The sequence below is a fragment of the Aquirufa novilacunae genome (assembly GCF_045310505.1).
GTDB lineage: Bacteria > Bacteroidota > Bacteroidia > Cytophagales > Spirosomataceae > Aquirufa > Aquirufa novilacunae.
The window spans coordinates 110,172-134,878 of sequence record NZ_JBEWZG010000003.1 but is presented as its reverse complement, the minus strand read 5'-3'; the positions used below and the strand labels follow the sequence as shown (position 1 = coordinate 134,878).

Here is a 24,707-nt window from a genome sequence, read left to right as displayed (position 1 = left end):
TCAAAAGGGATAATAATGAATGCAAGGTTTGTCAATCTAAGGTCAATTTAAATGTTCATCATCGAGCCTATATTTTCTATCGAAAATATCAGATTTATCTTGATCCTTGGAAATACCCACCTAATATTTACATTACCTTATGTGAAAAATGTCACGAAAAAGGGCACAGTCAATTTAAAGTTCCAATAAAATATATCTAACAATGGGAATCATAAGTTTTTTAAAATCAATTTTTAATAAACAAGAAACAATAGAAGCAGAATACTATGAAGATGATGATGTAGATAATAATTCTGAAGATATTGAGGATTCTATTCCAGAGCCTGTCTTTGTAGCAAGTCAAGAAGAAATTAACAATTTAAATAAAATGGAAAATAAAATTAATTTGAAACAATCTATTATAGATGAAATAGATATGTACACATCGAAAAATCTTGAATCTGAAGGTTTTCAAGATTGTATTTCTAACAATGATTTGCTTAATAGGGATAATAATATTAGCCTCATTAAGGCAGGATTTAAAAATCTTTTAAATAAGTCAATTGCCGATTTAGATATTCGCGTTTTTGAAATTAAACAAAGAATAAAAACATATGAATCAGCAGGTATGACTGAGAGTATAACCAAATTTTCTAATGCATTAAGTGAGTACGAATTATTTGCCGACAGTTTAAAGAATATCTTGAATGATGAAGTTCAATTGCTTGAAAAATTAAATTATTGTATTTTAAGTTATGAGATTGGATTTACTAACGGATTACGAAATAACGATAACGAATTAATATAAGATATATGAAAAATAATTTGTGGATAAAGTTCGGTTGTTTTCTAACAGGATACAATTATGAATTGCTCAAAGAATGTGGAGAGGCGAGTAAAAAATCCGTAAAAAAATTTACAGCTGCACTCGTAATTATATCATTGATTTGGGCTGCAAATGGATATAATTTTAGCTCGAGGTATCTTGATTCCAATATAGTGGGTTCCTTAATAGGTTCTGTACTATCTGTTATTATGATTATAATGATAGAGAGGCAGATCATCTTATCTGTTAGACCCAAAATATGGTTAAAAATATTCAGGTTTGTATTAGCGTTTTTAATGGCGATGATTGGATCCGTAATTATTGATCAAATCTTATTTTCAAAAGATTTAGATGAATTAAGGAAAGAAAACATTGCTCAAAACTATTCTGATTCTTTAAATCTTGCAGGAAATAAGTACAATTTGCAATTAGAAATTCAGTCAAATCGTGAACAGTCCAAAGCAGCTGACAACGATTTACAACAGGTTAATAGGCAAATTGTCATGTCTGGTGGGAGTAGATCATCAACCAGGTCTACTACTGATTCTACAAATAAAACATTTTCTAATACAAGTACGTTGGATATTAGTCCTTTAATCAATAGGGCTAAAAATATATCTGATGAGAAAAAAAGGTTTTCTGATAATATCGATAATCTAATGTTGAAGCAAAAGCAGATCCATGAAAATTATAATAAAAATAAGAAACCTTCTTCAGACGGTTTTTTAGGAGAGTTGAAATTGCTTTTTGATTTTATATTTCAAGGAGATTCAATAATAGCGCCATTGGTTTATGTTTTTTGGTTTTTATTGTTTTTAACATTAGAACTTTTAGTTATTATTGCAAAAGTCAGCGAAGATAAAAATGACTATGAAATGAGAGTTGAATTTGAGTTGGATAATAATCAGAAAAAGATAGAATTCTTATCAAAGAAAGTCACCTCTGATTTTAATAGTTGATTTTATTTTTAACCATCATGAAGCATTATTTCGTATCAGCTGCTATCATTCTAGTTAATGATGAAATTCTTTGCTTTCAAAGAGGTCCTAGTAAGTTCGATTACGTATCACATAAATATGAGTTTCCGGGCGGTAAAATAGAGGAGGGTGAGTCCCGTGAAAAGGCGTTAGTTCGTGAGATAAAAGAAGAACTCAATCTAGATATTAACCAACTGGATTTTTTCCAAACCATCGAACATCAATATCCTGATTTCAAAATAACGATGCATGCTTTCAAATGCGTTGTAAATAACTTTGAAGAAATTCAGTTGAATGAGCATTTGAACTTTAAGCAATTAGCTATTTCAGAGTTGTCAAATCTTGACTGGGCAGCTGCAGATATCCCATTTGTCGAAAAACTTATTTCAGAATCAAATGGTTGAGTTGAGTGATGAATTTTATGATAATATCAAATCGGGATTTATAGAGAAATCTATTGACTCATCAGGTGAATTTATCCCTCGCTTATTAACGAATGAAAAGTCAGAAGGAGTTAAAGTTCTTTCTAGTATAATTGCCGAATTAAATACCTGTGAAGAGTTTTGGTTTTCGGTCGCATTTTTGACTAACGGAGGTTTGCAGACCTTGGTAAATACATTCAAAGAATTACAAAATCATCAGATTAAAGGAAAAATTCTCGTTTCTCAATACCTTAATTTCACTCAGCCAGAAGCGCTAAAAAGATTATTGAAATTCGAAAACATTGAACTTCGAATAAATACAAATGAAAACTTTCATTCAAAAGGTTACTTATTTAAAAAGGGAGGATATTACAATCTAATTGTTGGCTCTAGTAACCTGACAGCTAGTGCTTTAAGTACGAATAAGGAGCTAAATTTAAAGGTGTCTGCAAAAGATGAAAGCTATATTATTCAAAAAGCATTGCTAGAATTTTCAACTGATTTCAAAAATTCCACTATTGTTGATATTGATTATATTAATCGATATCAATTAGAATATGAAAATGGTAAGAGATTTCAATCAGAGTATTTATTTAAACAGATTGAGATTAACCCAGCAGGGACGAAGGTTATTACACCAAACTTGATGCAAGTAGAGGCTTTGGCTAATCTAAAAAAGTTGAGAGTAGAGGGTAAAAATAAAGCTTTATTGATTTCTGCTACAGGTACAGGAAAGACTTATTTGTCTGCTTTTGACGCTAAAGAGTTTAACCCTAAACGTCTGCTTTTTGTAGTGCATCGAGCCAATATTGCGCAAGCTGCAATGGAAACCTTCATTCGAGTTTTTGGGATTCAAAAAGAAATGGGGTTCTATTCTGGTTCAAGAAAGGAAGTAGAAAAAGACTTTATCTTTTCTACGATTCAAACTATTTCGAGAGATGAACATTTAAATGTATTCCCGAGAGATCATTTTGATTATGTCATTATTGATGAATCTCACCGAGCAGGGGCTGATTCATATCAAAAGATAGTCAACTATTTCAATCCAAAGTTTTTGCTCGGGATGACTGCTACCCCTGAAAGAACTGATGGATTCGATGTTTTTTCGCTTTACGGTCATAATATTGCCTATGAAATTCGTTTACAGAAAGCCTTAGAGATTGAAATTCTTTCTCCATTCCATTATTTTGGAGTAACAGATTTGACCATTAATGGACAGGAAGTTGAAGAGAAATCTGATTTTAATTTATTGACTTCTGATGAACGTGTAAACCGAATAATTGAGCAATCTCAATTTTACAGTTGTGATGATGGTAATATTAGAGGTTTAGTTTTTTGTTCCAAAGTTGAAGAAGCCAAAGAGTTGTCGACTCAATTTACTAAGCGAGGATTTAGATCCATTGCTTTGTCTGGAGAAAGTTCGGAAGACCAACGCAATGAAGCAATAGATCGCTTGGAGTCAGATGATTTAACTGATAAAATAGACTACATATTTACAGTAGATATCTTCAATGAAGGAATTGATATACCTCGTGTTAATCAGGTGATTATGCTTCGTCCTACACAGTCGGCTATCATTTTTGTGCAGCAATTAGGAAGAGGTTTAAGAAAAGCTGAGGGAAAGGAGTATTTAACTGTAATAGATTTTATTGGGAATTATACGAATAATTTTTTGATACCAATTGCACTCTTTGGGGATACTTCTTACAATAAGGATAATCTTCGTAAGCTTATAGCAGGAGGTAGTAATCAGATTCCAGGTACTTCTACCATCAATTTTGACAAAATATCGAAGGAGAAAATCTATGCAGCAATCGACCAATCGAACTTTTCTCTGAAAAAGGACTTAATTAAGGATTACGATTTGTTGAAATATAAAATTGGTTATTATCCTATGATGATGGATTTCTTGCAACATGGTTCGAGGGATCCTTTTTTGTATGTTGAATATGCTGGTTCCTATTTTCACTTTGTTTCTTCTATTGAACCCGATATAGCCGGAAAGTTAACCGCTGATCAGTTGGCTATTTTGAAGCTTTATTCTACAGAAGTTAATAATGCCAAACGTGTAGAGGAATCGGAATTACTTTATATTCTATTAACAAAAAGCGAGGTTAAAATTTCGGAATTTGTAAAGCTTATTTATGGTAAATATGGCTTTGTGCCCACCATAGAAACGATGGTTTCTGTCATTTCAAATTTGAATTTCTATTTCATAAATAAACGTAATTCGATTAAGGAATTAGGTTCAAAAGATCTCGTAGAACAAAATGGAGAAATTATCTCAAGTTCAGGATTCTTTATTCAGCAATTAAAAAATACCACTTTTTACCGTTATTTATTGGATAGCGTATATTATGGAATTTCGAGCTTTGACAAGACTTTTGAGCTCAGTAAATATTTGGATGGGTTTTTATTACACCATAAGTATTCACGAAAAGACATTTGTCGAATTTTGAATTGGGATAAAAATGAAGAATCGACTATGTACGGTTATAGTATTAAATATAATACTTGTCCAATTTTTGTCAATTATCACAAGGAAGACAATATCGCTGCTTCAACAAAATTTGAGGACAAATTCATAAACAGTAGTCATTTTCTATGGTTTTCTAAGCCAAGAAGAAACATGGAGAGTAAAGATGTTTCAGCAATTAAAAACCATAATGATAGCCTCAGATTATCCTTGTTTATAAAGAAAAGCAACGGAGAAGGGACTGATTTTTATTATATGGGTGATGTTAAGCCAATCGATAAATCTTTTGAAGTAACAACTATATTAGATGATCACGGCAATAGTGTTTCTGTCGTAAAAGTGATTTTCAAATTGAATCAGCCAGTAGAGGATTCACTCTATGACTATTTAACAAAATAGACTTAATTGCAGAAATTAATAAAAAGGAATGAAAGATATAGAAGAAATAACAAAGGAGCTTTTGAAATTCAGAAATGAAAGAGATTGGGAGCAGTTTCATAATCCTAAAGATTTAGCACTTGCGATTAATGTTGAAGCCGGAGAGTTATTGGAGCTCTTTTTATGGAAGAATTCTGAAAATGCTAATGCAGAGAAAGTGAAAGAGGAATTAGCCGATGTTCTTGCCTATGCGTTTCTACTAGCTGAAAAATATAATTTTGATGTAAAAGAAATAGTTCTTGAAAAGATTGCTAAAAACGGAGAGAAATATCCAGTTGAGAAAGCAAAAGGATCAGCAAAAAAATACGATGAACTATGAGCTTGTCTTTCGAGCTATCTGTTGAGGTTTCAGAGAAATACGATTTTAAAAAAGAATCTTTACCTCGAATTGAACAAAATACATGGGTTAAAAATCAATGGCCGCTTGTTTATTTTATTCAAAATGATTCTCTAAAATTAGCCTATGTCGGAGAATCGACAAATGCATCCAGTCGAATAAAAAATCATTTAGCTAATCCAGAAAGGCGCAAGCTTGATAAGATATCAATTATTGGATCTGATAAATTTAACAAATCGGCTACACTAGACATTGAGTCTAGTTTAATACAATATCTCAGCTCAGAAGGGACCTATGAGCTCCAAAATGGTAATTTTGGTTTAATTAATCATAAATATTATCAGCAAGACCTTTATAAGAACCTCTTTAAAGAAATTTGGAATAAGCTAATCGAGCAAAAGGTCGTAACAAAATCTTTGTCTGAAATTGAAAATTCGGAATTATTCAAATATTCTCCCTACAAGTCATTAAATGAAGATCAATACAATTCAGTTCTTGAAATCCTTGAAGGTCTAACCTCATCAAAATCATCTAAAATAGTCATTAGTGGAAGTGCTGGTACAGGCAAAACAATACTTGCCACATATTTGATGAAATTATTAACTACCGATGTAGAAAGTATTCATGCCGATGAACTGAATGACGAAGATTTACGAGAAATAAATTACATCATACAATTCAAGAAAAAATACCCAAATGCGAAAATTGGTTTAGTTGTGGCAATGACTTCTCTTCGGGAATCTTTGGAAAGTGTTTTCAAAAAAATACCAGGACTAAAATCATCTATGGTAATTAATCCTTCTGATACGTTTAAGTCGAGTGAAAAATATGATTTATTAATCGTAGATGAGGCGCACCGCCTAAGACAATATAGAAATATTAGTTGGATGGGTGCATTTAAAAAGAATAATGAAAAATTGGGTTTAGACAGTAATGGAACTGAACTTGATTGGATAATTGCAAATAGTAAAAATCAAATTTTCTTTTATGATATAGCTCAATCCGTCAAACCATCAGACGTTGATGCGGACAGTTTTGCCAAAATCCTAAAAGAAGAAAATACTTTACTTCTTGAATTAAAGTCTCAAATGAGAGTGAAAGGAGGGAATAATTATATTCAATTTGTTCATGATTTACTTCATGTTGAGAGAACACAAACTGTAAAATATCGAGAAGAGAATTATGATTTGATTTTGTTTGAAAATTTCAAAGACCTTCATTCAGAGCTTACAAAAAAAGAAAACCAATTTGGATTGTGCAGAATGATTGCTGGATATTCTTGGCCTTGGTTGTCTAGTCCAAAGCAAAATCCGCTGCCAGATCCGAGTGTAACTGATATTGATTTAGATGGCTTAAAATTTAAGTGGAATTCAACCGATAGAGACTGGATAAATTCTTCGAATGCATTTGATGAAATAGGATGTATACATACTACTCAAGGATATGACCTCAATTATGCTGCCGTAATATTTGGCAGGGAAATTAATTATAATAAAATCAAGAAGTGCGTTGAAATTGATCCAAGTAAGTATTTTGATCTAAATGGTAAAAAGGGAATTTCTGATCCTGAAATCTTAAAAGAGTACATTATTAATATTTACAAGACAATAATGTATCGTGGAATTAAAGGCACATTTATTTATGCTTGTAACAAAGAATTAAGAGAGTATTTGTCTCAACATATCGAAATATTTAGAAAAGAAATCCCTTTCAGAATCTTACATAATGATGAAGTTAAGCCCTATGTTAATTCGATTCCATTAGTTGATATTTCCGCCGCTGCGGGTAATTTCAGTGATTTACAAGTTCACTCAGAATTAACCTGGATTGAGCCACCCTTTAATATAGCAGTTCAAAAGGGATATTTTATTTGTAAAGTGGTGGGGGAATCAATGAACAAAAAAATCCCTAATGGATCTTATTGCCTTTTCAAACAAGATGAAGGCGGTAGTAGAAATGGAAAGATCGTATTAGTCGAATCCACAAATATTCAAGATTCTGATTTTGGTTCAGGTTATACAGTTAAAGAATATCATAGCACGAAGAATGTCTCAGCAGAAGAATGGAATCATGAGGCAATTATTCTAAAGCCTTTATCTGATCAAGAAGAGTATTCTGAAATTATCCTTCGCGATGACGAAATGAATGATTTTGGGGTTGTGGGGATATTTGAAAGGGTTTTGATCTAATTGTTGATTTGTTAGATTCTAAAAGAGGGGTTCATTTTTCCCTCTCTTTTTAAACTTAAAAATCTTCCTTTTTCACCAAGCTCCCTAGTCATATAAAAATCTTGCGTCGATTAATTTACCTAATCGACGCATATTTGCGTAGAATAATCGATATATTTACCGCATCGAATTTAATCGAACATGGCGAAATATATCTATCAATCTCCCACTTGGCCTAATTTCACTTGGAAAGAGGCGGAACTAAATCTGCTTTTAGGAGAAGTGCGTTTTTTGCAGGGAAAAATTGCTGGCCAAATGTCTACGATTGGATTTCTGCCTAGACGAGATGCCCAGCTGAACTCGTTGACTTTGGACGTGGTGAAATCGTCTGAAATTGAAGGAGAACACCTGAACTATGATCAGGTTCGGTCATCGGTGGCCATTCGATTAGGGATTGAAGCGGGTGGATTAGCCACGGAGGACAGGAGAGTGGATGGGGTAGTCGATATGGTTTTAGATGCAACGGTAAATTTTCTAAGCCCCATCACGAAAGAACGTCTATGCGGATGGCATGCCGCGCTCTTTCCTACGGGTTATAGTGGTCCCTACAAAATAGAGGTGGGCCGCTACCGGTCCGGAGAAATGCAAATTGTATCGGGTGCCATGGGTAAAGAGACGGTGCATTATGTGGCGGTGGAAGCCGCGAGGGTCCCACAGGAAATGGGCATTTTTATTGATTGGCTAAACAGCGATGTACCTATGGATCCTGTGCTAAAAGCGGCCGTCGCCCACTTTTGGTTTATCATCATACACCCGTTTGACGATGGAAATGGACGTATCGCCAGGGCGATTAGTGACCTATTTTTAGCCAGATCAGAAAAATCAGCTGAACGATTTTACAGTATGTCCAGTCAAATGCTGATCCAGAAAAAAAACTATTATGCTACCTTGCAAAAAATCCAACACAGCGACGGGGACATCACGGATTGGATGCAGTGGTTTCTAGACTGTGTGCACTTAGCGCTAGTAGACACGGAATCACAGCTCCGCTCGTTGATGGTGAAAACAGAATTTTGGCATAAAATGGACAAAACCCCTATTAATGAACGCCAAAGAATCCTTTTAAACAAATTGTTTGACCACTTCGATGGCCACCTAAGCACCTCTAAATGGGCTAAAATCGCTAAATGCTCCCACGACACCGCCCTACGCGATATCAAAGACCTAATCGAAAAAGGAATCCTAAAGGAGGATCTAGCCGGCGGCCGTAGTAAGAATTATAGGTTAATGGCTCCTTAGAAAGCACTTGAAAAATTATCAGTTTCTGGGCCTACTTAAATTCGTTTACTCACCTACTTTTTTTTAAGTTTGTTCAGCCTGAAAAAGGGGTAGTTCGGAAATTCCGAATAACCACTCAACATAGCGCTAAGGCTGTAAAAATCAAGAAGATAAAGTTAATGAATGCAATTTCTTCTTTTATGAATTGCCTTATTTCAGACCAATTAATGTACTTTATTTCCAATTTAAAATTTACATTTTTGTTAATTATTTACAAATATGTAAATTATTTTAGTACATTTATATGATGCAGGTAGTACTATGTAAGACTGGAGAGCCTAAAAAAATTGTTGTTGAGCAATTAGAGGAATCGGACTACAAGATAATTACTAAATCTAAGTATCATTTTATTTGGAAAGATCAAAAGTCAAATGATGTATATAAGCTTAGGCTTATTGAAAATGAAGAAATTTTGGGGCTTATATCATTGAAAGTCCATATCGATGAAACTAGAATTGAAATTCTGTTATTAGCCTGTTCAATTGAAAATACGGGTAACAATAAAATGTATGATCGGATAGCAGGAAATTTAATTGCTTTTGCTTGTCGTGAATCTATTAAACTTTTTGGTGCAGATGCTTGCGTTTCACTAGTACCGAAGACGGAATTGAAAAAATATTATATAAGTAAATACGGGATGATAGATGCTGGTAGGCAAATCTATTTAGAATCAAACTCTCTTTTCTCTCTTCTAAAGGAATATAAGGTATGAAAACGAATGAAAATAAATTTACAATAGATGAGTTAGCTGACTCGGTAATATCTCCTAATAGCCTGACTCGCGAGGAAAGAAAATTAGCCGATGCAGAACTCGCAGAAGCTCGAAGAAAAAATAGAGAGGGAATCACCGGAGATCAGCAATTGTATGCAAAAGTTTTACAATTGCGCTTTTTAATGGAAGATTATGCTAAATCAGAAATTTTCGATAAGGAATTGTCGTTCGCTTCATTCCTTCGTAAATATATCAGGTTAAACTACAAGGTGAATAAAAAGTTTGCTAATGATATTAGTTTAAAAGAGGCCGAATTAAGTCTGATTTTGAATAGGCACCGTTTACCTAATGAAAAAACGATAGTGCGCTTAGAGCTTCATTCAAATAATATGATTCCTGCCATTAGTTGGTATCGAGTTTTAGAGAAAGAAAAAGAACACGAACTTCAGTCTAATACCGCATTTAAAGAAAAACAAAACAAACACGTAAAAAATCGCCTTCACTTTGAATTACAAGAAGTGTAAGATATATGTGAATTTGGAGAGAGTATAAATGAATTGCCGTAAAATAAAAAAAAGACCTCGTTTGAGGTGGTTTCTGTGGTTCCACTAGTTGAATCAGTTCTTACACTAGCTTATCTAAATCGTATCTTATCCGAACTAGTTTAATCAATTGTTTTTTTTGAATTTTCTTAATTAAGTAAGGTTCACTTAAATCGGTGTTTTGCCTGATCTTATTCGCAGTTTGTATTTCTTATAAATTGGGCTTTGTTTAATTTTAAATAAAAAAATTGCAATTGTTTAATTTGGAAATGTAAAATGTGTAATTTTGAATATAGCTTATAACTAATTGATTTATAGGATACATAGTTAAAAATTTGTTAATTGTTAAATATTAATAATGTTAATTAATTCTAAGGTCTAATTCAAATGTCTACTGCAACATTTAAACACTTTGACTTGAAATTAATTGAGCCGGATTTTGGCTCAAGTTTAACTGATTTAATTATCGAGTTAGATTATTTACGTAAGAAACAATTAGGTGGATCTACACACCCTAAGGTATTTTTTCAGTTAAAAAATATCTTCCATAAATTAGAAAGTATTGGTTCAGCGAGTATTGAAGGTAATAATACGACCATTGCTGAATATATGGAAACCAATCTTTCTGACAAGAAACAATTCTCTGAAGGGATAAAGGAAATTCAGAATATTGAGAAATCGATGGCATTTGTTGAAGAGAGTATTGCCAGCCATCCCATTAACAGAGCATTTATCAGTGAAATGCATAAGATGATTGTTGACGACCTAATGCTGCCACCTCAAGGTGAGGGAGATTCCACTCCCGGTCAATATCGTCAAGTTAATCTCGAAATTAGTAAATCGACTCATAAGCCACCAGAATGGTTGCAGGTGAAGGAGTATATGGAGGAATTACTCAATTTTGTAAATAGAGAAGATAGCCCTAAATATGATTTATTAAAAACAGCTATTGCTCATCATAGATTTGTCTGGATTCACCCTTTTCGGAATGGTAATGGTAGAACAGTTCGCTTGTTCACTTATGCAATGCTTGTCAAAGCTGGATTTAACGTTAATGTGGGTAGAATTATCAACCCTACAGCTGTGTTTTGTAGTAATCGGAATGATTACTATAGTTATTTGTCTGCTGCTGATAATGGAACAAGGGCTGGTATGTTATCCTGGATTGAGTATGTATTAAAAGGATTAAAAGAGGAAATAGAGAAGATCGATAAATTGTCAGATTATGAATATCTGCGGAAAGAAATCCTAATGCCATCAATTAATTTGTCTTTGGAAAGGAAGTATATAACTGATTTGGAAGCTAAAATACTTAAACGAGCGGTTGAACTTCAAGTTATTTCTGCTGCGGATCTTAAGAGCATTTTTCCTGGGAAGGCGGACTCTGAAGTTTCAAGGCAGATTAGAAAACTAATTGAACAAAGAATGTTGACTCAAGAGAAAGATGGTGGACGTAAATATGTACTTAGATTCGATAATAGTTATTTGCTTCGAAGTATTATTCAGCTTTTAGGGGATAAGGGATTTCTGCCTGTTTGGGATGAGGAATAGGTGATTTGTAAGGCGGTCATTTTTCATCATAAGCGGATTGTGTAAGTTTAAAGGGGGTACTGTTTTCCTGTTCCAAATTAACTGTTAGTAAAGGAAATGCATATTAGCTCCACCCTTCATTTTTATTTTTTTGGACAATTTTTGTGTAATTCAAGACAAATTTTAATACGGCTCATGTAGTTATTTTTAAGGGAATTGTAAAATTAGAGGATTCTTTAACCTTTAACAATTCTCACATGAAACGAATTTTTCTTCTAATTTTCTCCCTGGTTTTGGCTTTTCAAGTAATGGCTCAGTCGACCGAAAAAATCTATTTTTTACTTAATGAAAGTAAAGTTGTAGACACTGATATCTACAAAAAAAATTATCCGGTCGTTCGGAATTGGTGGATGGAAGCAACTAAAGGTATTAGCTATAATCTTTCAGCACACACCTCTGAGACGGGGCGCACGTATGGAATGGTATTTGTTCGAGGAGAGGAAAATTTGGGGAAATATGTAGGCCTTCGAGCGGCACTTTCCGACAAGGCAGCGATGGAAATTAAGGCAGTTACGGATGAAAATACGTCCAATCGAATGCAGGCTATTGCGCGGTCTATTTGGGTACAAGTTCCCCAAGCATCGGTTATTGAACCTAACTTCAAAATGGAAAATTATGATTTCCGCAAGATTCACATTTTTACGGTTCCTTTCGATAAAGTCTCCGAATATGAGTCTCTGATTCAGCAATCGAATGCCTTGGACAAGTCCTTGGGTTTTAGCTATAATTACATTTTATACAAGGCAGTTGATGGCTATGCAAATAATACCTATATGCTTATTCTGCCTGACAAATCCCGTTTGGACTATTATACACATCAAACGGAGCGAAACGCTAAGCGAAAAGGAAATTCCCAATTAGCTTCATTAAATAAACGCATGGGTCAATTACGTAATATTGTACGTATCGATTACTTAAGTAGGGTCGGAATTAACTAGCTAAGCAGCGCATGAAAAATATTTATCTGCTGTTGAGTCTTTTATTAGTCAGCAGTTTATTGTTAGGGCAATCACCAGGAAAAATGAATCCAGGCCGATTGGCTCGGATCGATGCCTGGATGGAACAGGCCATTGTTGAGAAGCAATTGAATGGGGCTGTTGCCATTGTACATCGAAATAATCAATTGGTCTATCATAAGGCCTTTGGCTTGATGGATGTGACTTCCCAACATGCTATGCCAAAAGATGCCATATTTCGTATAGCCTCCCAGACAAAAGCAATTACCGCAACGGCAATTATGTTATTGTACGAGGAAGGGAAATTGTTGTTAGATGATCCTATTGAAAAGTATTTGCCTTCATTTGCAAATCCTCGGGTGATTACGAAATTTAGCCTGAAAGATACCACGTTTACGACTGAACCTGCCAAGCGCTCAGTTCGTATTCGTGATTTATTAACGCATACCTCTGGAATTGGTTATGCGCAAATCGGATCTGACACGGCGAAAGCGTTGTATGCTAAATATGGTTTGGTCGGAGGAATCGGTGTAGTTAATCCCCGAATTCGATTAGTGGATCAAATTGAAACACTAGGTAAAGTTCCACTTTTGCATCATCCGGGTGCTCGTTGGACATATGGGTTAAATATCGATGTATTGGGGCGTTTGGTCGAAGTATTAAGTGGGATGAATTTGGATGCATTTTTGCAGAAAAGGTTATTTCGGCCGCTCGGCATGAAAGATACCCATTTTTACCAACCTGAGGCTAATTGGTCTCGGATTGTACCGCTTCATTCCAATCCTTCTCAAGGAGAAATCATGAAACTACCCCTAGAAACGCCTATGCTTGGTGGGCTCTATACTGCCTATCCCCATTTTCAGGGAACCTATTACTCGGGTGGAGCGGGCCTGTCTAGTACGGCTTGGGATTATGCCCAATTTTTACAAATGCTCTTAAATGATGGGGTATTACATGGAAAACGAATTTTAGCACGCTCCAGCGTTCGTTTGATGCGAACAAACCAAATCGGTGAAATCGATTTTGAGATGGCGGGTCAGGCGGCTAATCAAAAAGTCGGTTTTGGCTTTATCATCAATACCGAAAAAGCTGCTGGGCAATCCCCGGTCTCAGTGGGTACGTATTATGGAGGTGGGGCCTTTTATTCCATTTATTGGATTGACCCCAAGGAGAAAATTACTGGCCAATTGATGATTAATATGCTACCAATGAGTCAGGTTGACGTATTGGAAAAATTTAAAGTGGCCGTTTATCAGGCCATAGAGGATTAAGATTTAGTTTTTTTGCGTAACCGGCGGACCACAATGATGACTATGGCAATGATAGCGAATAGGATCGGGAATGACATGGCGATAAGATTTTAGTTTGAACAAATGTAAAAAATAATATGGAAGTACATCATCATGCTCATGTTCCCAAACAATGGAAAGAGTATATTACTGAGTTTGTCATGCTTTTTGCAGCAGTAACACTTGGATTTATCGCGGAGAATTACCGGGAACATCAGATTGAGAATAATCGAGCTAAGGAGTATTTAATGCTTTTTCGCGATGAAATTAAACGAAATAATGCCTCGATTGATTCCGTACTTCAACTGGCGATGCCCGTCCTACGCCGTAACGAACAACTTTATTTTAGGCTCTATTCGGACGCATCTTTGTCAAACAAGCGCATCACTGATTCCTTGGATCTGATGGTACACCGCTTTTCAAACGATAAACGAATTTTTGATCAGATGAAGAATTCAGGTTCTCTCCGTTACATCAAAGACCAAGCTTTGATCGAAGAGATTAGTAAATATGAACGTGACGCTGATTTTGCTGAATTCCGAACGTTTGACCAAGAGACATCCGCGGGAAAGTTATTTTGGGATTTTTTGGTACAAGAAATGCCTCCAGCCCTAATAATAGGTTGGTTGAACCAAGCAAATTTTGCTCAGATCATGCAGTTAAATCCCTCTTATGTGTCTATGTACCAGATGCAAAAAAAACAGATCGAAGCTGATTTGGTTCAGATTCGCTTATCTAAATCTGTGCGTCAAAAATTATTGAACTACCTGATAAACAAGTGTACGATGCAAAAACTTAGTGTGCTAAATTTAACCATCTTACAAAAAAAATCGAAACCTTTACTCGAACATATCAATCTTTACCTATCTGCAAATTAATCATATATGAAAACACTTCTTATCTTTCTCTTTTTTTCGACAAGTCTCTTCGCTCAGACTTTCCAATCGCTCGATCAATACCTGCAAAAAGAGGTCGAGGCGAAAAAACTCATCGGCGTACATGGCCTCGTTTTTCATAAAAATAAAGTTGTTTACGATAAATTCTACGGAAAGCGTGATCAAGAAAATCAGATTCCCATGAGCGGGAATGAGATATATTATCTGCAGTCCATGTCCAAACCCGTTATTACGGTTGCACTCATGACACTGTACGAGCAGGGTAAATTCCAGCTCGATGACCCGGTGGAAAACTACCTGCCCGAATTCAAGAATTTACGGGTTGTCCATGATGTCAATAAAGGCATGGCGAGTGGAAATGTAGCTGCGAATAGTAAGGTGACCATTCGCCAACTCATCAGTCACACTTCCGGGATGTCGCATGGCATCACGCAGGTGAAAATGGATCGGGATATTTGGGATACTATTTTATTTGATACAAGTTTAACTACCATCCAGAAGCGAGTGGCGGCTTTGGCAACGATTCCTTTATCTTATCAACCAGGCACGAAATGGAATTATTCCTTTGGGCCCGATGTTGCCTCCCGATTAATTGAGGTCCTGTCTGGCCAAACAACGGATGCATATCTAAAGAAGACCATTTTCCAACCTTTGGGTATCAAGGAAATGGGCTATAACCTGAATCCGGAGCAGCAAAAGCGTGCCATGATTCTCTATGAATTTCAACATGGCAAGAACTTAGTCCGCGCTAACATGCAACCTCAAAGTTCTGGTGTGACCGTTTTTGCCGGAGTAAATGCCTTATGGGGTACGATGCAAGACTACTTGACTTTCGCCAAAATGCTGTACCATGAGGGTGAATTAAACGGGAAGCGCATCCTGAAAAAAGAAACGTTGGATTTGATGCGGACAGACGTGACGTCTGAAATTAATCGCAAGCCGGATCAAAGCTCACAGATTTATAAAATAGCCAACGGGATTTCATTGGATGAAGATGGGAGTACGAACTTAGAACCAGGTTATGGATTCGGTTTGGGATTTGGGATTTTAGTTAATCCAGCGACGGCCAATAAAACGAATGTCTCAGCCGGTGAATATTTCTGGAGCGGAGCGAACTCCACCCACTTTTTTGTTAATCCAAAGGATGATGTTATTGGTATTTTCATGACGCAAATTGGGGCTTTAACCACTCCGAATCCCTATCAGTTTTATTTTGGGGACGAATTCCGAAAGGGGGTATATGCGGGAATTAAAAAGACTGAAACGAAAGTCGTGAGCTTAGAGCCTGTCAAGGCAGCCGAAGTGAAAGCCTTGGGATTCGACCAAAAAATATTGGATGATTTTCAAAAGGAAGTTATCCGCTCGATCGATCAAAAGGAAATCGCTGGAGCTGTGACACTTATTGCACGAAAAGGGAAAATTGTTCACTTCGAAGCGAAAGGGGAATCGCAATTGGAGACACATATTCCCATGAAAAAGGATGCCATTTTCCGTTTGGCTTCCATGACAAAACCCATTGCCACCCTGGCACTTTTACTCTTGATGGAGGATGGGAAGTGTAAACCCAATGATCCCGTGAGTAAGTACTTACCGGAATTTGCGTCCCAACAGGTCCTGTTGTCCAAGGACAGTGTCGATGGTATTTGGATGTACAAGACCCAGGAAGCGACTAAACCAATGTTGATTCGTCATGTTTTAACGCATACAACGGGCCAACCGAGTGCTTATGGTGGAAATATGTCAGAAGCCTATGGGGCAATTTCCAAAAATGCCTATTCCAGCGATATCGCGCATTATGTGAAGAATCTGGCTAAATTACCCTTAACCCACGAGCCGGGCGAGGGATGGATATATGGTCCCGGGCTATTAGTTGCTGGTCGCTTGGTGGAGGTCTTATGTGGAATGCCCTTCCAGGATTTTGTTCAGAAGCGCATTTTGGATCCCTTGGAGATGAAGGATACGCACTTTTATTTGGAACCTAAAGATTCCCCTCGATTTACGTCGTATTATCAACCGGATGGCAAGGGAGGTTTGGCCTTAATCGATCCCGGTTCCGAGAAGAGCATCCGAATTAGTGGGTCTAAGACCTTCTATTCGGGATCAGGCGGCTTGCATTCGACAGCAACGGATTATTTTAAGTTCTGTCAAATGGTCATTCAAGACGGGGAGTTTAATGGGGTGCGTATCGCAAAGCCATCGACCATTGCCTACATGAAGACAGATCAAACGCCTTTGAATTTGGAGGCGGCGATTACGCCCATGGACGATTTGAAAAATAATGGATTTACCTTCGGATATGCGATCAAGCGGAGGGATATTGGGAATGATCCCCGACCAGCCGGTACGATCTATTGGAGTGGAGCTACGGGTCCTATTTTCTTTATCGATTTAAAACATGAGATGGTCGCGATGGTCTTATACCAGCGCCCTTCCTCCTCTCCCGTCAAAATTAGGACGGAATTCAAAAACTGGGTAATGAAGAGTTTAGTAGATTAGTAATTCACTAGGGGTTCAAACAAGTTTTTCGCTCCATGTGTTTGATGTATTATTTTTTTGTATGTATCTCAAATTCTGCAGGGTATCTCTTTTTAAAATAGGCCCTGAGTTTATTTTGGCCAGTCTTATCTTCGTTGATTTGATAAAACATGTCAAAATAGATTAGTTCCTCAGGGCTAACTTGGATGGTTGTTTTGAGTTTTTGAGAGAGATTATGGTAGTAGCTTTCGATGGCATTTTCTGGATCAAATCGTGGATTAATGACATCATAATAGGACATTTGATGCGTTTGGAAAAGGTGACGGAGCCCATCATATAGACCGATGAGCGGGACGGAACCATGGTCATCTTTGGGGTAAAACTGGTACGCAAAGGGTAAATGTGTTTTTGCTTTTTTTAGGCTTAGGCAAAAGCGGATAATTTCTTTTTCGTGTTTGGAAAAAGAAGCTTTGCTGCGTAGGGCGGCATTTATTGTAGGTTCGTTGACTGTATTTGCAATGGCGATGAAAAGTGCTTTATCGGCGTATTTTGTCGGATTTTGTTCGAGCTGTTTAGCCAATGCATCGGCAAATTTCCCTTCATCATACCACAAGCTTGGATCCATAACGAGGTAGTCATCGAACATATCTGGGTGATTTTTGAGTACTGAAAGGGCAAAAAGTCCGCCAAAACTATGGCCTGCTAGCGCTCGATAGCCTGAAGCTGGATATTTCGTTTCTATGTAGGGAATAATTTCTTGGAGGATTGATTTGGTGAATTTTTCTCCTCCTCCTGTTTGTTTGGCCATTTCAGTGGGTAATATGGCAGATGCATGAACAGGGTAGGGAGTTAAATCTCGGGTTCGCTGTGTATTGTGAATGAAAACGACAATCATTTTGGGCAACACGCGGTTTCCATTTTTTTCGTTGAGGTAATTGATCATTCCAGCTACGCTGAAATGGGTATCTTCTCCGTCTAGCACATAGAGCACGGGATATTTCTTTTGTTTGGGTTTATTTTCTGCTAAATCCGATGGCAGATAAATGTGTAATTTTCGTTTTTCAGCCAGGATTTTTGAGCTAATAGAATCTACCTTGAGGTTTGTGATTTGTGCTGTAAGGGCTTTTGCAAATACTAGCAGGAAGCAAATGAAAAAAATGGTTCTGTTAAGGCTCATGTTGAATTAGTTGAATGAGGGCTTCTCCCTCTTTTTTTAATTTCTCTTCGAAGAACATGACGACATAATTGCTTTTATCCATGGAGAAAAAATGGGACATCATGGTGTTTAATTTTTGTGGATTGTCACTCAAGAGGGGTGGGTTGTCGCTTGGCATCAAGTTTGATTGGTAATTACTCACATTCGCCCCGGCATATTTCATTAAGACCTTCACATCAAATATTTCTGCATTTGCTTTCGTATATTCCCGAAGGTAATTCATTTCACCTTCTTGGAATTTTTCAATGGCAGCGATTGAGTTTTCATAATGCTGGATAGCTTGTATAATCTCTGGATTATGAATGAGTCGGAGTCCACCTGCATTTCGCATTAATTGAAAACCTGCATCGGTTCGTTCGAATAGGTAGCGGACATGTAAGCGACGCCCATTATAATAGAAAGGCCCCGTGTTTTTCTTGAATTCATCATTTTGATAACTCGTTGCGAATTGTCGGCAAATTTTCGCTCGAATATTTCGGTAATATAGATTAGAGTCGACCATTTGAATGTCCATTCGAAGGTCCTTAACTATCAATTGGAGGAATTCTTTTTCGCGCTGGCGTTCGATAAAATGTTCACGGTAGTTCTCCACAAAAAATCCGAGTGTGACGGCTAAAAACAGCATCAAAAATTCTGATATGTACTCTTTCCATTTTTTAGGATGATGCGAATGGTGATGTACTTCCATAGGTAATGGCTTAGGGCTAAGTTGATTAAGCTGGAAATTAATAAAATTATATGACTGAGAAGAATATTTTCCCTAAATTCAATCTGTTTTGAATAAAAGAAATCCAGATGATGAAATTTAGCTTAGCGTTTATCGTATCAGTCACCTTCTTACTAAGTTGCACGACTATTAAAGACGGCGAAAGTTGGAAGATGAGAGCTGAAGACAAGACCATCGGCCTCACCTTGCTTTGGAACCTACCTGAAGAGAAGTTAAAGGAAATGTTGCCCCCTAATCAAATGCCGCGAATTCAAAATGGCAAAGGTGTTTTAATGGTATTTTTATGCAGCACAGATCGTTATTCTGTAGGCCAAAAGAACTACGGACAATTAGGCGTCGCACACCTCATCATACCTTTAAAAGACGCCATCTCCCTTCCTGAAACAATCGGATTGAAAAATCAAGCAATCATTACTGGATTAAAGAAGAAAGGATTCCCTGCTCGATTTGGCGATATCAAACTACAATTAGAAGAAGTAGGAGATAGTGTTCGTGTTAAAGGAGATCTAATCTTAGCTACAGGTGAAATGCATTTCTCAGGTATCGCGGAGAATAAGAAGGGCAACCTAGTTTCACTTAAAAACACCACCTTACTGGGGGTGGATTTGCAAAAAGATGTCCTGAGTGGCCCAGAGTACTATAACCCGATTGCGTTTAAATCAATAACCATTAAGCAATCAGGAGAGAATTGGATTGAAAAATATAACTTAAATTCTGCGCCGGATCGCATTTGGGTGAATGTTGATTTTGGGGTAGATTTTAAATACACAGCCTCTCGTGCTACCCACTTTGCTACTCCTGCCGTAAAATAAAAAAAACCACCTCATTTGAGGTGGTTTCTGTGGTCCCACTAGGATTCGAACCTAGGACCCCCTGCTTGTAAGGCAGGTGCTCTGAACCAGCTGAGCTATAAGACCATTCCGTTGAATTGGTTTGCAAATATCTTATTTTAATTTAAAATATGCAAGTCAGGGTTTGAAAAAAGTTGATATTTTTTGACCCTGAGGCACTTTTCGTTGATTATCTGCCTGAAACACACCATCTTTACAGCTGAAAAATATTTTTATGGAATCATTGCTTTCAGTAGATAGTATTGTCAGTTTATTGACATTGACGTTTTTGGAGATCGTATTAGGGATCGATAACATCATCTTTATTTCGATTACGGCCTCTCGCTTACCTAAAGAGGAGCAAGGCAAGGCGCGCAATATAGGCCTACTGCTGGCGATGGTATTCCGGATTATCCTGTTGTTCGGGATTTCGGTCCTGATTTCCCTGCAGCAGCCCTTCATGCACATCGAGACGACCTGGCTGAAAGCGGCGCCGTCTGGTCAGGCGATCATCCTGTTCGTGGGTGGTTTGTTCCTATTATACAAGGCGACGAATGAAATCTTCCAGAAACTGGAAGGAGAGGAGCACGAAATCTCGGGTACAAAGAAGGCCGTTAATTCGATTGCCAAAGTCGTAACGCAGATCGCCTTGATTAACTTAGTTTTCTCAATTGATTCTATATTAACCGCTATCGGTTTAAGCAACGACATGTCCGTGATGATCATCGCCGTAGTCGTGTCAGCCCTCATCATGATGGGATTCTCTGGCCCAGTAGGCCGCTTTGTGAACAATCACCCGTCCTTACAGGTTTTGGGATTATCCTTCTTAATCATGATCGGTTTCATGCTCATTGCTGAAGCGAGCCACGACTCCGAACTAGTGATCTTAGGAAACTCCATAGGCACCATCCCTAAGGGTTATTTATATTTCTCCATCGCCTTCTCCCTTTTCGTTGAATTCATCAACATCCAGATGCGCAAACGCTCTACGAAGAAAGTGGAAATTAACGATATGAAGAATCAGGCGGAGAAAGAAGGGATTATTTAATGCTTTTCGCAATCGCCAGTAGCTCTTTCGCGCCACCCTGCGGAAGTCCTAAGACCTTCTTCTTTACTTTACCTGAAGCATCTAAAAAGAACACAGTAGGATAACCTTCTAATGGATACATATTTGCTAAAGCTGGGCCTTCGCCTGCTTCCATGTCTACACCGATAGAAACGAAGTGTTCGTTAATGTAAGCGCCTAATTCTGGGTTAGGGAATACCTTCGACTTTAATACTTTACAAGGTCCACACCACGTTGTGTATGCATCGAACATGATGCCTTTGTTCTCCTTCTTCGCTTTCGCCATCGCTTGTCTGAAGGTTCCTTCGAAGAAACGTACGCCAGCTGGCTCGTCTTGAGCGATTGTGGTTAATGAGATGGATAAGAGGGCAATTAGTAAGTATTTCATAACATTAAGTCGGGAGTCACTAGTCACTAGTCGCTAGCAAAAGTTTAAATTAGATCTCTACTCTATACTCTCTACTCTAAAACTGTCGACTAGTGACTAGAGACTAGCGACTATGTTAAATTCATATAATTAATCCGGAGGATTAATTATATGAATTTAACATCACTGGCATCACCAGCAATAAAATATCCTCATTCTCATCTTGATCCGACGGGATAATCAAACCAGCCTTGTTAGGCTCGCTTAATTTAATGTCCACGAATTTCGCTGATAAGTTGCTTAGTAATTCAGAAACTAATTTCGCGTTGAAACCGATCTCCATGTCTTTTCCTGCGTAGTCGCAAGCAAGCACTTCGTTCGCCTCGTTTGAGTAATCTAAATCCTCTGCTGAAAGCGTTAGCTTGTTTGCTGAAAGCTTTAAGCGGATTTGGTGAGTCGTTTTGTTTGAGTAGATCGAGATACGTTTTACCGAGCTCAAGAACTCAAGACGGTTGATTGTTAAGATCTCGTTGTTTTCTTTCGGGATCGCGTTTTCGTATTCTGGGAAGCGCTCGTCGATGATGCGGCAGATTAAGGAGAAGCTTTGGAAGCTAAAGAACGCATTCGACTGGCTGAATTCTACGGTTACGTTAGTGTCGTCTGAAGGAAGAGTGGATTTTAATAGGGCCAAAGCCTTCTTTGGCAAAATTAAACTACTCTGTGCATCCGGACGGATATCGTTACGACGGTAACGCACTAGACGGTGACCGTCTGTCGCTACGAAGTTCGTGTGATTGCCCATCATCTGGATTAAAACTCCGGTCATCGCTGGACGCATATCGTCGTTTGAAACCGCTAATAACGTATTTGCGATCGCTTCGCCTAATACCATCGAGGTAAGAGAAATCGATTGATTCTTCGCTACTTCTGGGATACGTGGGAAGTCGATTGGATTTTCGCCTGAAAGCTTGAAACGACCGTTTTGGGTAGAGATTTCTGCGCCGAAGGTTGCTTGGTCTGCAGAGATCGTCACCGGTTGCTCCGGTAAGCTACGTAGGGTTTCTAACAATAAACGCGCTGGTAAAGCGATCGATCCGTTCTCGAATCCTTCTACTTCTAAACGCGTCGTCATCACCGTTTGTAAGTCTGATGCCGTTAAAATCAAGGTATTGCCCTCTAATTCCACTAAGATGTTCTCTAAGATAGGGATGATCGGGTTCGAAGCAACGACACCATTGATGGCTGATAATTGCTTTAATAAGATATTAGAGGCTACAAGAAACTTCATTATAATTTAGCTTTAAGATACGTGTAAAAGGGTTTTCGACAGGCTGTCGTTCAAACCTTGAAGTTAAAATAATTTAGGCTTTCTACCAAAGCTTTTAGCGAATGTATTTACCGATTGAATTTCCGCTTTCTGTAAAAGACCACGGCTAAACTGATCAGCGTGGCGAAAAGTAACGGCACCGCAATGTTGATGACTTGGTAAAAGGTGCCGTCTGCTTGGATTTTGGCCTTATCTAAAGGACGCAACTGAATCGATTTCGATCGAGCTAAGAGCGGCAAATTCTCATCCAGCAAGTAGCTGAAGCTATTTAACAGGAAGTCCTTGTTCGCGAAGGTGTTCTTCATGAAAGGGTCAAAACCCAGTGGCATCGCCTGCTGCAATTTATAATCCACTCCATTCACCGCCACATCGCCATCCGAAACGACGATGATCGCAGATTCTGCTGTGCCTTTGGCCACAAAATTCGTGTCCTCCGTCACATAAGGGAACGCGGTTTCGAAGGTGCCCTCGACTAAATAAGCGGCGGTTTGAACGCCCGCCTTGTAGGCTTCCGGGTCAAAATCCTTCCCCGCAGAACTGAACGATAGTAGGGAAGGAGCCTTCGCCACCTGGGTATAAGGACTCGTTCTAAGTAGTGGCGTCTTGCGCAAACGAACGCCAGAAATCGTATCGATGCTGGAAACGAAGCGCCCATAAATGGCATCCAGATTCTTCGTGATCAAATTAGTAGGATTCCCATTTAACAAAGGGAATGCCGGCCAAGGCATCAGCTGAATGTTCGCCTGATTTCCCAGGTTGCCCACCTTCAAAGGAATCATCCCAGATAGCTGGGCGTCTTTTACTAGGTTTGCATTAATCCGAAGGCCGTAATGAAATAAGATATTCTCTAATCCCGTCTTAGGCGCGCTGATGGCTAGGCCTTGTGTCTCCAAGGTATCGATTTTCACACCGTCCACCAGGAAGAGGGCCTTACCGCCTTTGACAATAAACTGATCTATTTTATAGGCGTCCGACTCGCTAAAAGCCTTCGTAGGCTGAAGCACACAGATGGCATCGAGGCCGTCCAAGGTAGGAGAGGCCGCCAAGTCCACCGGAAACAGGTCATATTTGCGTTTTAAGCTATTGATCAGATCGATCTGGGCAATCGCTGGGGTCGATGAATATTCGACGAAGAAACCGATCTTCTTGCGCTCCTGGGGTAGCAAGGTTTGGATGGCTTGCACGATCTCGAATTCCAAACCCTCCACCGACTGGTTAATGATCTCCTCTGGGCTCGCTAACTTGTTCCCCTTTAACAAAAGAACGCCTGTCTTCAAGGCTCCTTTCGTTAATACTAAACCAGGGAAAACCAATTGCTGCACCTGCTTGCCATTGTCCTTATGAACTAGGTTCGTGGGTGGAATATCAAGTGAATCTAGCTGACGAGTAAGTTTCGCGCGTGCTTCCTCTGTCGGATAGGCATCATAGACATCGATGACCCGCACCTCCAGCTGCCTGCCGCTCTGCATCTCCATGTCGGCTAGCAAATCCAAAGTCTCCTTTTTCAAACGCTTAAATCCTCCGGGCAAATCATCCCCGCCTAAATAAACGTCCACCTTGATGGGCGCATCGATGCTGTTTAAAATCAGCTCACTCGATTCGCTTAAGGTATACTTGCCATCTTCACTTAGATCGAAACGCCCGCGCACATAGGGGCTGATCGCTATCAGGACTAGTCCGATACCGATGAAATAATACGCGCTAAAACGTTTCCAGTGTTTCATTATTCTGTTAAACAAGAAAAGCATCCCTT

Annotated in this window: 21 protein-coding genes and 1 tRNA gene; 16 read left to right on the top strand and 6 right to left on the bottom strand. The window is 38.1% G+C overall.

What is annotated here, in order from left to right:
* Window positions 1-202: 202 nt before the first annotated feature.
* From V7S74_RS08755 to V7S74_RS08690, 14 genes are all read left to right on the top strand, one after another.
* Window positions 203-787: a hypothetical protein gene (locus V7S74_RS08755; protein WP_406778377.1), complete on the top strand. Its 585-nt coding sequence runs from the start codon at window positions 203-205 to the stop codon at window positions 785-787.
* A gap of 5 nt (window positions 788-792) precedes the next feature.
* Entirely contained in the window at window positions 793-1,764 is a 972-nt protein-coding gene (locus tag V7S74_RS08750; protein ID WP_406778376.1) for a DUF4407 domain-containing protein, read from the top strand.
* A 17-nt stretch (window positions 1,765-1,781) separates the two neighbouring features.
* Complete coding sequence (locus V7S74_RS08745; RefSeq protein WP_406778375.1) at window positions 1,782-2,186, top strand: (deoxy)nucleoside triphosphate pyrophosphohydrolase; 405 nt, start codon at window positions 1,782-1,784, stop codon at window positions 2,184-2,186.
* On the top strand, window positions 2,179-5,079 hold the full coding sequence (locus tag V7S74_RS08740; RefSeq protein WP_406778374.1) for a DEAD/DEAH box helicase: 2,901 nt from the start codon (window positions 2,179-2,181) through the stop codon (window positions 5,077-5,079). The genes V7S74_RS08745 and V7S74_RS08740 overlap by 8 nt, the downstream gene beginning before the upstream one ends.
* Window positions 5,080-5,107: 28 nt before the next feature.
* Window positions 5,108-5,437 carry a nucleotide pyrophosphohydrolase gene (locus tag V7S74_RS08735; protein ID WP_406778373.1) on the top strand — a complete coding sequence of 110 codons (330 nt, stop codon included), beginning with the start codon at window positions 5,108-5,110 and terminating at the stop codon, window positions 5,435-5,437.
* Window positions 5,434-7,644 (top strand): DNA/RNA helicase domain-containing protein, encoded by a 2,211-nt coding sequence (locus tag V7S74_RS08730; protein WP_406778372.1) that lies wholly within the window; start codon window positions 5,434-5,436, stop codon window positions 7,642-7,644. The genes V7S74_RS08735 and V7S74_RS08730 overlap by 4 nt, the downstream gene beginning before the upstream one ends.
* A gap of 180 nt (window positions 7,645-7,824) precedes the next feature.
* Window positions 7,825-8,922 (top strand): Fic family protein, encoded by a 1,098-nt coding sequence (locus V7S74_RS08725; protein ID WP_406778371.1) that lies wholly within the window; start codon window positions 7,825-7,827, stop codon window positions 8,920-8,922.
* Window positions 8,923-9,205: 283 nt separating this feature from the next.
* Window positions 9,206-9,673, top strand: coding sequence for an N-acetyltransferase (locus V7S74_RS08720; RefSeq protein WP_406778370.1), 468 nt, complete (start codon window positions 9,206-9,208; stop codon window positions 9,671-9,673).
* A complete protein-coding gene (locus V7S74_RS08715; RefSeq protein ID WP_406778369.1) occupies window positions 9,670-10,197 on the top strand; it encodes a hypothetical protein in 528 nt (175 codons plus the stop codon). The genes V7S74_RS08720 and V7S74_RS08715 overlap by 4 nt, the downstream gene beginning before the upstream one ends.
* 405 nt (window positions 10,198-10,602) lie before the next feature.
* Complete coding sequence (locus V7S74_RS08710; RefSeq protein WP_406778368.1) at window positions 10,603-11,766, top strand: Fic family protein; 1,164 nt, start codon at window positions 10,603-10,605, stop codon at window positions 11,764-11,766.
* Between the two features lie 389 nt (window positions 11,767-12,155).
* Entirely contained in the window at window positions 12,156-12,743 is a 588-nt protein-coding gene (locus V7S74_RS08705) for a hypothetical protein (RefSeq protein WP_406778367.1), read from the top strand.
* 11 nt (window positions 12,744-12,754) lie between these two features.
* Window positions 12,755-14,032: a serine hydrolase domain-containing protein gene (locus V7S74_RS08700; RefSeq protein ID WP_406778366.1), complete on the top strand. Its 1,278-nt coding sequence runs from the start codon at window positions 12,755-12,757 to the stop codon at window positions 14,030-14,032.
* Window positions 14,033-14,148: 116 nt separating this feature from the next.
* Window positions 14,149-14,928 (top strand): hypothetical protein, encoded by a 780-nt coding sequence (locus V7S74_RS08695; RefSeq protein WP_406778365.1) that lies wholly within the window; start codon window positions 14,149-14,151, stop codon window positions 14,926-14,928.
* Window positions 14,929-14,934: 6 nt separating this feature from the next.
* Window positions 14,935-17,442, top strand: a complete 2,508-nt coding sequence (locus V7S74_RS08690) for a serine hydrolase domain-containing protein (RefSeq protein WP_406778364.1) — start codon at window positions 14,935-14,937, stop codon at window positions 17,440-17,442.
* Between the two features lie 49 nt (window positions 17,443-17,491).
* On the opposite strand, the gene V7S74_RS08685 is transcribed toward V7S74_RS08690, so the two are convergent.
* Both V7S74_RS08685 and V7S74_RS08680 read right to left on the bottom strand, forming a co-directional pair.
* Entirely contained in the window at window positions 17,492-18,598 is a 1,107-nt protein-coding gene (locus tag V7S74_RS08685) for an alpha/beta hydrolase (protein ID WP_406778363.1), read from the bottom strand.
* On the bottom strand, window positions 18,588-19,325 hold the full coding sequence (locus V7S74_RS08680; RefSeq protein ID WP_406778362.1) for a hypothetical protein: 738 nt from the start codon (window positions 19,323-19,325) through the stop codon (window positions 18,588-18,590). Before V7S74_RS08680 ends, V7S74_RS08685 begins: the two co-directional genes overlap by 11 nt.
* A 107-nt stretch (window positions 19,326-19,432) precedes the next feature.
* Here V7S74_RS08680 and V7S74_RS08675 point away from each other — a divergent pair, with 107 nt between their 5' ends.
* The gene (locus V7S74_RS08675; protein WP_406778361.1) at window positions 19,433-20,176 is read left to right on the top strand and encodes a hypothetical protein; all 744 of its coding nucleotides are present in this window, start codon (window positions 19,433-19,435) and stop codon (window positions 20,174-20,176) included.
* 30 nt (window positions 20,177-20,206) lie between these two features.
* On the opposite strand, the gene V7S74_RS08670 is transcribed toward V7S74_RS08675, so the two are convergent.
* A tRNA-Val gene (locus V7S74_RS08670) sits at window positions 20,207-20,281 on the bottom strand.
* A 148-nt stretch (window positions 20,282-20,429) separates the two neighbouring features.
* Between V7S74_RS08670 and V7S74_RS08665 the strand changes: the two genes are divergently transcribed.
* Window positions 20,430-21,242 carry a TerC family protein gene (locus tag V7S74_RS08665; RefSeq protein ID WP_406778360.1) on the top strand — a complete coding sequence of 271 codons (813 nt, stop codon included), beginning with the start codon at window positions 20,430-20,432 and terminating at the stop codon, window positions 21,240-21,242.
* Here the strand turns inward: V7S74_RS08665 and V7S74_RS08660 are convergent.
* The 3 genes from V7S74_RS08660 to gldG form a co-directional block, all read right to left on the bottom strand.
* A complete protein-coding gene (locus V7S74_RS08660; protein WP_406778359.1) occupies window positions 21,235-21,648 on the bottom strand; it encodes a thioredoxin family protein in 414 nt (137 codons plus the stop codon). The two genes, V7S74_RS08665 and V7S74_RS08660, sit on opposite strands and share 8 nt — an antisense overlap.
* 142 nt (window positions 21,649-21,790) lie before the next feature.
* On the bottom strand, window positions 21,791-22,915 hold the full coding sequence (gene dnaN, locus V7S74_RS08655; protein WP_406778358.1) for a DNA polymerase III subunit beta: 1,125 nt from the start codon (window positions 22,913-22,915) through the stop codon (window positions 21,791-21,793).
* Between the two features lie 107 nt (window positions 22,916-23,022).
* Window positions 23,023-24,678, bottom strand: a complete 1,656-nt coding sequence (gene gldG / locus V7S74_RS08650; RefSeq protein WP_406778357.1) for a gliding motility-associated ABC transporter substrate-binding protein GldG — start codon at window positions 24,676-24,678, stop codon at window positions 23,023-23,025.
* Window positions 24,679-24,707 lie beyond the last annotated feature (29 nt).

Excerpts from the sequence above, each read along its gene's own strand:
- V7S74_RS08755 (WP_406778377.1), top strand. The coding sequence starts at position 203 with ATGGGAATCATAAGTTTTTTAAAATCAATTTTTAATAAACAAGAAACA.
- V7S74_RS08750 (WP_406778376.1), top strand. The coding sequence starts at position 793 with ATGAAAAATAATTTGTGGATAAAGTTCGGTTGTTTTCTAACAGGATAC.
- V7S74_RS08745 (WP_406778375.1), top strand. The coding sequence starts at position 1,782 with ATGAAGCATTATTTCGTATCAGCTGCTATCATTCTAGTTAATGATGAA.
- V7S74_RS08740 (WP_406778374.1), top strand. The coding sequence starts at position 2,179 with ATGGTTGAGTTGAGTGATGAATTTTATGATAATATCAAATCGGGATTT.
- V7S74_RS08735 (WP_406778373.1), top strand. The coding sequence starts at position 5,108 with ATGAAAGATATAGAAGAAATAACAAAGGAGCTTTTGAAATTCAGAAAT.
- V7S74_RS08730 (WP_406778372.1), top strand. The coding sequence starts at position 5,434 with ATGAGCTTGTCTTTCGAGCTATCTGTTGAGGTTTCAGAGAAATACGAT.
- V7S74_RS08725 (WP_406778371.1), top strand. The coding sequence starts at position 7,825 with ATGGCGAAATATATCTATCAATCTCCCACTTGGCCTAATTTCACTTGG.
- V7S74_RS08720 (WP_406778370.1), top strand. The coding sequence starts at position 9,206 with ATGATGCAGGTAGTACTATGTAAGACTGGAGAGCCTAAAAAAATTGTT.
- V7S74_RS08715 (WP_406778369.1), top strand. The coding sequence starts at position 9,670 with ATGAAAACGAATGAAAATAAATTTACAATAGATGAGTTAGCTGACTCG.
- V7S74_RS08710 (WP_406778368.1), top strand. The coding sequence starts at position 10,603 with ATGTCTACTGCAACATTTAAACACTTTGACTTGAAATTAATTGAGCCG.
- V7S74_RS08705 (WP_406778367.1), top strand. The coding sequence starts at position 12,156 with ATGGAAGCAACTAAAGGTATTAGCTATAATCTTTCAGCACACACCTCT.
- V7S74_RS08700 (WP_406778366.1), top strand. The coding sequence starts at position 12,755 with ATGAAAAATATTTATCTGCTGTTGAGTCTTTTATTAGTCAGCAGTTTA.
- V7S74_RS08695 (WP_406778365.1), top strand. The coding sequence starts at position 14,149 with ATGGAAGTACATCATCATGCTCATGTTCCCAAACAATGGAAAGAGTAT.
- V7S74_RS08690 (WP_406778364.1), top strand. The coding sequence starts at position 14,935 with ATGAAAACACTTCTTATCTTTCTCTTTTTTTCGACAAGTCTCTTCGCT.
- V7S74_RS08685 (WP_406778363.1), bottom strand. The coding sequence starts at position 18,598 with ATGAGCCTTAACAGAACCATTTTTTTCATTTGCTTCCTGCTAGTATTT.
- V7S74_RS08680 (WP_406778362.1), bottom strand. The coding sequence starts at position 19,325 with ATGGAAGTACATCACCATTCGCATCATCCTAAAAAATGGAAAGAGTAC.
- V7S74_RS08675 (WP_406778361.1), top strand. The coding sequence starts at position 19,433 with ATGATGAAATTTAGCTTAGCGTTTATCGTATCAGTCACCTTCTTACTA.
- V7S74_RS08665 (WP_406778360.1), top strand. The coding sequence starts at position 20,430 with ATGGAATCATTGCTTTCAGTAGATAGTATTGTCAGTTTATTGACATTG.
- V7S74_RS08660 (WP_406778359.1), bottom strand. The coding sequence starts at position 21,648 with ATGAAATACTTACTAATTGCCCTCTTATCCATCTCATTAACCACAATC.
- dnaN (WP_406778358.1), bottom strand. The coding sequence starts at position 22,915 with ATGAAGTTTCTTGTAGCCTCTAATATCTTATTAAAGCAATTATCAGCC.
- gldG (WP_406778357.1), bottom strand. The coding sequence starts at position 24,678 with ATGAAACACTGGAAACGTTTTAGCGCGTATTATTTCATCGGTATCGGA.